The organism is Chitinilyticum piscinae (assembly GCF_015223195.1).
GTDB classification, from domain to species: Bacteria; Pseudomonadota; Gammaproteobacteria; order Burkholderiales; family Chitinibacteraceae; genus Chitinilyticum; species Chitinilyticum piscinae.
This window is the reverse complement of record NZ_JADFUA010000014.1, coordinates 72,649-80,674: the sequence shown is the minus strand read 5'-3', so window position 1 is coordinate 80,674 and position 8,026 is coordinate 72,649. Positions and strand designations below refer to the sequence as shown.

Genomic DNA, 8,026 nt, shown 5'->3' with positions numbered 1-8,026 from the left:
GCGCGCCCGTGCAAACGGAGATTCATTGGCCTGACCTGGAGATCGACATGCAGAGCGTACCCAAAACCGAACGTGCCAGATAGAGTCGCCAACTGCGGATGGGTAAATTATGATCCGAGACCAGACACGTAGTTCGGCGACTTGAAACCGAGCCGTTTCCTGGGTCGATTATTCAGCTTCCTTTCCACCTCGGCAATCTGGCGTGGCTTGACTGTGGCGAAGCTGGTTTTCTTCGGGAAGTATTGCCGGATCAAGCCGTTGGTGTTTTCGTTGCTCCCGCGCTGCCACGATGAGTACGGATCGGCGAAGTAGCAATCCGCCTTCAACCGGCGGGAGATCGTCGCGTGGCCGGCGAATTCCTTGCCATTGTCGAAGGTGATGCTCTTCACTTGGTCCTTCAGCGGCGCAAGCATGCGGCAGATGGCTTTGGTGACGCCGGCCGCCTCTTTGCTTGGAACGTGGGCTATCCGGGTCAGCCCGGTTTTGCGCTCAACCAAGGTGACCAGAGCCCCTTGCTGGCCGGCCCCAATCATGGTGTCCGCTTCCCAGTGCCCGAGTTCCTCGCGGGTTGCCACTTCGGCCGGCCGTTCGCTGATGCTGCGCCGATCCTTGAGTTGCCCGCGCCGTTCGGGTGAACCATAGCGTTTGCGCCGCTGCTTCTGGCAGCGCAACAAGCGGTAGAGCTGACCATCCCGGCGCTTGTCGTCGGCAATGCGCTGATAGAGCCATTCATGGCTGACGCTGCATTCACTGTCCCGAAACACGCCGCTGATCTGTTCGGGGCTCCAGCCTTCTTCCAGCAACGGGACAGCGGCTTCATCGAATACCTGATGCCAGCGCTGGCGCGGGCGGCCCTTATCCTGCAGATGCCGACGATAGCGTTGCTCAGCACGCTCGGCGTCGTAGCGGTCACGCCCGCCATTGCGGCGAATCTCGCGCGAGAGGTTGCTGGCGTCGGGTTTGCCGAGCTGCCGGGCAATGTCGGCATTATTGAGTCCACTGCGAATGAAGGCCTGAATCTGGTATCGTTCGGCGGCGGTGAAATGGCGATAAGACATTACGGTGCTCCTGACTTGCCGGTCATAAGAGCGCGGGAATGTACGCCATTTCCCGCCCTTTATGGCGATTTCAGTCTGTTGCACTTACTCGTTGAATCCGCCCCGCCAAGCCGATTCGCTGCGCTCAAGTTAAACGGCTATGGCTGGAGCACTAGGCGCAAAATCCGGTAGTCCGTTGGCCCTTAGCGATGGACATTAAACGTCCGTAAAAGCCTTCATCATTACGTTGACGAACCGATGGAGGAATACTCATGCCGCACTTCTACGATGAAGAATCCGAGGGTGTGAGCCCAGCCCACCCACTTGTGCGCCTCTGGTCTCTGAGGATGCTCATCCTTCTGGATGGCCATTTGCTGTTTCTTGGGCAAGAGAGTGTTCGTCAAACCCGACTTGCTGCACGCATCGGATTTCGTTATCCCGCCGAAACGGCTGTCGGAGTGGAATACAAGCGGAGTGAAGCTCTGCTCGCCCTGCGGAATGTCCACGCGCAGGCTGAAGAAGAAGTCAGAACAAGCCCGGATATTCTGCCTGCCGCATTCCAACAAAATTTGGACATGCTTAGTAGCCTTGCGGGTCTGAATGATACTGAACGCTGGATTCTGGCATTCACGGTGCTCCTTCATACCGAAGAAACACTGGATGATGCTGGCGACACAATCGGTGTCCTGAGCAGCAATAAACTGGTTTCAGCGGTTGCAGCAATCCTGCAGCAGCCGCATAAAGCTGTCACACAAGCCTTGCGTCGCGATAGCAAATTGGCCCGCACAGGCCTTGTCAGCATCGACCAAAACAACATGACGATGTTGAGGGGAAAACTCGACCTGCTATCCAGAGCTTTTGCCGATCAAGCGCAGATCCCAGATGTTCAACTGATCGACCTGCTGCGCGGGATGGTCAATCCATCACCGCAACCCAAACTCACACTTGCTGATTATCCCTATCTGAATAAAGAGCTGTCGCTGCTACTCCCCTATCTGCGACAAGTCATTTCTCAACATCGGCAGGGGGTGAATATCTTTTTGCATGGCCGGCCTGGCACAGGGAAAAGTGAGTTGGTTCGTGCAATTGCCTGCCATCTTGGTGTTGCGCTCTACGAAATCAGCAGTGATGACGATGAAGGCGATCCCATCAATGGCGAGTCACGCTTGCGAGCCTACCGCAGCGCACAGGGGTTCTTTACACAACACGGCACCCTCCTCCTCTTTGATGAGGTGGAAGATGTTTTCAATGACCGGCAACAAGAACACAGCATTGCTCAATCTCATAAGGCATGGATGAACCGCATGCTTGAAGAAAACCGCCTCCCGACGTTCTGGGTATCCAACCGGATCCAGGGGCTGGATGCGGCTTTTTTGCGCAGATTCGATATGATCATCGAACTGGACGCCCCTCCCAAGGCCTATCGCAGAGAGCTCATTACGCGCCAAGCAGGTCTGTGGTTAGACGATGTTGCAATTGGCCGCCTCGCTGAGTCCAGTGATCTCAGTCCCGCGACCTTGATGCGGACAGCTAATGTGGTAGCCACGATTGCAGAGCAGCCCGACGCCATGCCTCCTGGCCAAGCGCTCGAAACGTTGCTACGCAGCGCACTGAAAGCCCAATACCGAGTGCCTCTGCCGGACGTCAACAGGGAAACCGCACCGCCAGAATATGATCCACGCTTTATTCGTGCCGATGCGGATCTTGCTGCGATTGCCGAACGACTCAAACTGTCGCCATCTGCCCGTCTGTGCTTGTTTGGACCTCCGGGCACAGGTAAAACCGCCTTTGGCCGTTGGCTTGCAGAGCAACTTGAGCGCCCTCTGCTTGTGAAACGTGCGTCGGATCTGCTCTCAATGTATGTCGGAGGTACCGAACAGAATATTGCGTGCAGCTTCAATGAAGCTGAAGAAGAAAACGCGGTACTACTTATCGATGAGGTGGATAGTTTTCTTCAGAATCGACAGCAAGCTCAGCGCAGCTGGGAAATTACCCAAGTCAATGAGATGCTGACGCAAATCGAGCGCTACCGTGGGATTCTGATTGCATCGACCAACCTGATGGGCGATCTGGATCACGCGGCGATGCGCCGCTTCGATCTGAAGGTGCGTTTCGATTATCTGGACGCTAAACAGTCACAAGAATTGTTGCTGCGCTACTGTAATTCTCTGGGACTGTCCGAACCATCGGAGCACGATTTGCAGCGCCTTGGCATGCTTCGTACATTAACCCCTGGCGATTTCGCTGCCGTATTTCGCCAGTCACGCTTTAACCCATTCCAGCTTGCAACTGAACTTGTTAGCGCGTTGGAAAAGGAGTGCCGGCACAAGGTGGAAGCGCCGATGAAGATGGGGTTCCTCAGTTAGAACCTCATCTCAAATTCAACGCTGAAGATAACAAAACTGCCTAACCGACAACGGATATCTGTAATAAACACCAAGGTTATCGCGCACCTCTAACAGGCTGTTGAGATCCACGTAACTGAACATCGCGCCTTGAATAATGTCATCGCCCCGCATGAAGAGAAGCTCTGCAAGAGGATGACGGGATTATCTCAACCGGACACACTGACTTGGCGCTGACACTACTGGTTTTTCCACAGCCTGTTAACGGGTTACGGGCAGGAACTGTCCGATGCAGCGAGCTAAGATGTTTTGGTGTTGACCTGCGAAACTCGCCTTGTATTGGCATAACCAATTAGGGGGAGTAGTTGTCATGATTTTAAATATGAAAACTTGTTCGATTGGCTACACCAAACGGAATGTGTACCGATGGCACAACTTCCCTTGCCGCCTTTAAATGCCCAGCTTGATCATCGAAAAATATATGTGGCTTTAGAATTCCAAGTACTCGACTTTTATCGATTCCACCGAGGAAGAAAGCATCATTGGCCATCACACCCCAGCTTTTCAGGGTTTGCAGCGCCCGCTCGTGCGAAGGAGCACTGCGAGCAGTGACGATGGAGACACGGATTCGGTTTTCATACTCGGGGTTTTGCTGCTTATGCCGCTCTTCAGCAGTCTGGATTCGGGCAATACGCACAAGCAGTTCCTTTAACGGACCAGGATTATGGGGCTGCATGACATTGCGAACCTCGTGCTCGTGGAATGCCTCTAGCCCCGCAGCCTGATAGACGGTTTCCGATTCATCACCCGCCAGAACGCCATCAAAGTCGAAGGCAATGCGTAATGTAGGGTCGTTTTCGTCATCTTCCGCTTTCGACTCCAGAACTAGGCCGGCGGGATGGCCAAGACGGATAGCCACATCCACATCGGGTTTGTTCCCGGAGAGAAACAGTACAATGTTCAACGCAGGGATGTAGTCATAGGGCGACTTGCCCTGCATGAAAATGGCACGGCTAATCGTGAGTCCATAATGCCCGATACTGCGCATTACCCGCATGCCGGTGTCCGGGTCGTTGCGCGACAACAGCACCACTTCGACAAAGGGGTCATCAGGCGACAGATCGTTGAGTGACAGCAAGCGCTTGATGAAGGAAAAAGTAATGCCCTTGGGCAGCGGTACATCGATGTGTTGCTGCTGGAATTTCCGGTATTCCTCTTCGCCTTGGCGGCGAAATACCGTATCGGATTCGCTCAGGTCGAATACTGCGCTGGATGCTACACCGATCACCAAGCGATTATCGAGTTCATAGGGCATATTGCTTCACGCCAACTGTCTGGTTAGAAGGTATTTGTCCTGGATAGATTGCAGCATGTTGATCATCCGGTTTCGCAAAGAAGCGGGCTCAAGGACGATCACATTCTCACCCATCGCCAGCAACCACCAGAACAGCCGGCCGTCGTCGCTCACAGTTGCTGTGACCATGCATTCTTCCTCGCCATAGGGTTGGATATCCATGTCATCTGACAATGGCTGATCAATCAAGTGCTGACTGGTGTAGCGTCCCATCTGCAGCTTCAGAACAATTGGTTCACCGTGCAAGTAGCGGAAGGCACCACTGGCTAGGTAGCTCTTTAAACTGAAATCGTGAGGATAGATGAACGGTTCATCCTCCTCTTCTGCCGAAATAAAACGATCAATCCGCAGATGGCGGTTGTCATCGTAACCGTCGTAGCGCGCAACCAAGTAATAGATGTTCTCCACCTCGGCGATGCCCAGCGGCATCAGACGCTTGGCATCCTGCACCTGCTGATCTCGCTTCTTATAGCAAGCCAACAACCAGTGTTCATTCAGCAGGGCGCTGATAATTGTTTGCATCAACTTCGACTCGATGACCGGAGGCGGCAACAAGCCCGGTGCAGACTGCACCTTGTCAAACCAAGATCGTTCTCGCTGCAAATCCGGTCGCGCCAATGTGTTTTCAGCTTGTAGCATGGCCGGCTGCAGCGCTTGAAACAGGCTGGCCGGCAAAAGATGCTTCAATCGCTGGTTGACTAGTGCATGCAGAAACGCTTCATGGCGACTCATTGGCTGGTAGGTACGCCCACCTGACGTACGTAACCAACGTTTTTGGCCATTCACCTCTTCACAAACCACCCGATGCTCCGCCAGCAATGCCAGCAGATCACGCTGTATTGTCTTGATACTGACATTGGGTTCACGTGTCTTTGTCCAAGCCTTCAAATTTTCCGAATTATGGCCAGGTACACCACTATCTTCAGCAGGCAAAAAGTCCAGTAACGCCTGACGCCGTTCTGCAATGTCTGTAGTTGAATTTTTAGGCACGTTTGACCTCCTCAAGATGTCTAGTCAGCATCATGGTATGCCAGCGAGGAATCATTACCTCGGAACGAGGCATTTAATGTCCAACTGTCAGCAATACTGCCGTCGAGCACGTAGAGAAGCAAGCACAGTGTGGTGCTAGAGGTAAAGCAGAGGCAATTCACCTTCTCCGCCCTGAAGGGCGATGTGTGCAACGCACTGGATCAACAGTTACCGTTGTGAATGGTGAAACACTGTGGATCCAAACAGCTTTCAAATGCACAACTACCGTTATGAATGTTGTTCCGCAACTGAGAGACGAAGATGCTTGTCCCACTACAAACTTTACGTTTCGCCACCGCGGATCTTCGTGCAATCATGACTCTCGCGGAAAACCTGTAAACACATCAGCTGTACCGTACTTATGTTCTAAGGCCAAAAGTTCTGCGGTGATTTCTTCACCTTTTTCCCGCATGAGTTGAATATGTCCCAAGGCGAGCTGTGGACCAAACTCTTCATCAGCTGTCACAAGTGAAAGAATGTCTGCATGCTGCGGATGCATCAGAGTGAGTAGCAATTCACGTGTTTCTGATTTCATATGCATGATTGCCTTCTGTGACTGTTCCATGTTCTAAAGCCCAAGCTTGGACTTACGCAACTGACTGTTTAACTGTCCAGCAGCCGCAGACAAGCTTCGTTGTGTTTAGGAATGCAATGTGCGGAAAATTTCATCGCCATGAAGCCGCTTTGAACCGAGTTCAACATTCATAACGGTAGTTGAGATGAGAGTGTCCGAATTTTGTGTAAACGGCATGTCGTTTACGGATGAGGCAGCCGATCTTCGAACTGGATGGTAAAGCGCATCAGCGCCGCTTTCCAGTCCGGGATCAGCATCGTCCATTTCTTGCTGATGTTCCGCCGTGCCAGGTAGAACAGTTTCAACAAGGCGTCGTCGCTCGGGAATGAGCCGCGGTTCTTCGTCAGCTTGCGCAGCCCTATGTTTAGCGATTCGATGGCATTGGTGGTGAAAATCACCCTGCGGATTTCCGGCGGATAATCGAAGAACGGCGTTAGCCGTGACCACTTCCGCACGCTGTTCTCGCCAGACGCGCCCCGCTGGTCGCATTGAGGGTTTGCCCGAAGGTGAGGCCTTTGTCGGGGTCGTGGCGGGCGTTCTTTGCCCGCCCGATCTGGCTTTTTAGGTGGGCGCGATGTACCGCAGTTCGCCATGCCGGATTGAGTCCTCAAGCTCCAGCATGCAATCTGGTGGGCGCTGGCCTTTGCTCCGGTATTCCTCGTTGAGTGCGTAGACGTACATCCAGCCCCATTCCTCAGTTGTCACGGCCTTTACCACGGTAAGCCAGTGCTCTAGAGAAACTTCGTCCGGCTGCTTCGGTAGGTCTGCCATTGCCATTTCTCCTGGGAAGGTCTGACCGCTCCGCGAAGCGGGTTTAGCCGTCTGCTGTTTTTCCTACGGCGCAAACCGCCGTTTTAAAAAATATATTTTTATTTTAAACGTTTTTGCAGGCTGTTGAAAAAGGCATCACTCAGAAGTGATGGCTTCCTGTAGTCTTACAGCTGCAAGCGCTCTTTCCCGTCAAAGCTCGAAACACGATAATTTCGAGCCTCTTCTTCACCCATTTCCAGGTTTATGCCGCTGCTCTGCGGCTTCAGGACGGACTGGTCCCTATGTGGCGCCTACCCGCCTGAGCTTACCCGCGCTTTCCGGCTACCAAGGTAGCGGTTATGCGGCCAGCTTTTCTCGCTCCAGCCAGGCTGCGTAATGGGTTGCCGGCGATTCGTAATTCAGCGACGAATGCCGGCGCTTGCGATTGTAAAACACCTCGATGTAATCAAAGAGGTCTGCCTTGGCTGCCGCCCGCGTCGCGTAGCGCCGGTGGAATACCCGCTCGTACTGACGTCGAGCAGGCGGCAGAGTGACGCCAGTGGGTAGTGCTCGCGCTGGTCACGAATCCAGGCGTACTTCACTGCGACCGCTTCGCGAAGTACGCCGTGGCTTTTTCCAGGATTTCGAGCTCCATCTTCAGCCGGGCGTTCTCCGCGCGCAGCCGGGATAACTCCATCTGCTCGGGCGTAATGGCCTTGCCAGTTCCGGCGGCCAGTCTTCCCGCCTTGCTGGCTTTGCGCCAGTTGCTGAGTGTCTGCTCGGAAATGCCCAGCTCGCGGGCGACCTGAGCGGGGGATTTGCCTTCGGCTTCGACTAGGCGGACCGCCTCTTGCTTGAACTCGGTGGTGTAGCTCTGCTTCGGGATTTTGTACATCGATACCTCCGTATGCCAGTTTATCTGGCTACGCTTGGCATC

Annotated in this window: 6 protein-coding genes and 3 pseudogenes; 1 reads left to right on the top strand and 8 read right to left on the bottom strand. The window is 53.7% G+C overall.

Annotation, left to right across the window (positions count from 1 at the left end):
• Window positions 1-107: 107 nt before the first annotated feature.
• Window positions 108-1,058, bottom strand: coding sequence for an IS30 family transposase (locus INR99_RS16240; RefSeq protein ID WP_194117425.1), 951 nt, complete (start codon window positions 1,056-1,058; stop codon window positions 108-110).
• Between the two features lie 251 nt (window positions 1,059-1,309).
• Between INR99_RS16240 and INR99_RS16235 the strand changes: the two genes are divergently transcribed.
• The gene (locus tag INR99_RS16235) at window positions 1,310-3,403 is read left to right on the top strand and encodes an AAA family ATPase (protein ID WP_194117424.1); all 2,094 of its coding nucleotides are present in this window, start codon (window positions 1,310-1,312) and stop codon (window positions 3,401-3,403) included.
• A 355-nt stretch (window positions 3,404-3,758) separates the two neighbouring features.
• Here INR99_RS16235 and INR99_RS16230 read toward each other — a convergent pair whose 3' ends face one another.
• The 7 genes and pseudogenes from INR99_RS16230 to INR99_RS16200 all read right to left on the bottom strand — a co-directional run.
• Window positions 3,759-4,697, bottom strand: a complete 939-nt coding sequence (locus INR99_RS16230) for a 5'-nucleotidase (protein ID WP_194117423.1) — start codon at window positions 4,695-4,697, stop codon at window positions 3,759-3,761.
• Between the two features lie 6 nt (window positions 4,698-4,703).
• Window positions 4,704-5,726: a helix-turn-helix transcriptional regulator gene (locus INR99_RS17850; protein ID WP_194117422.1), complete on the bottom strand. Its 1,023-nt coding sequence runs from the start codon at window positions 5,724-5,726 to the stop codon at window positions 4,704-4,706.
• A 352-nt stretch (window positions 5,727-6,078) separates the two neighbouring features.
• Window positions 6,079-6,330, bottom strand: a complete 252-nt coding sequence (locus INR99_RS16220; protein WP_194117421.1) for a hypothetical protein — start codon at window positions 6,328-6,330, stop codon at window positions 6,079-6,081.
• Between the two features lie 191 nt (window positions 6,331-6,521).
• Window positions 6,522-6,791, bottom strand: a pseudogene (locus INR99_RS16215) (transposase); the annotation flags it as partial.
• Window positions 6,792-6,900: 109 nt separating this feature from the next.
• On the bottom strand, window positions 6,901-7,110 hold the full coding sequence (locus INR99_RS16210) for a hypothetical protein (RefSeq protein WP_194117420.1): 210 nt from the start codon (window positions 7,108-7,110) through the stop codon (window positions 6,901-6,903).
• Between the two features lie 336 nt (window positions 7,111-7,446).
• A pseudogene (locus INR99_RS17955) lies at window positions 7,447-7,614 on the bottom strand (IS3 family transposase); the annotation flags it as partial.
• 79 nt (window positions 7,615-7,693) lie between these two features.
• Window positions 7,694-7,984 (bottom strand): annotated as a pseudogene (locus INR99_RS16200) (transposase); the annotation flags it as partial.
• Between the last annotated feature and the right edge of the window lie 42 nt (window positions 7,985-8,026).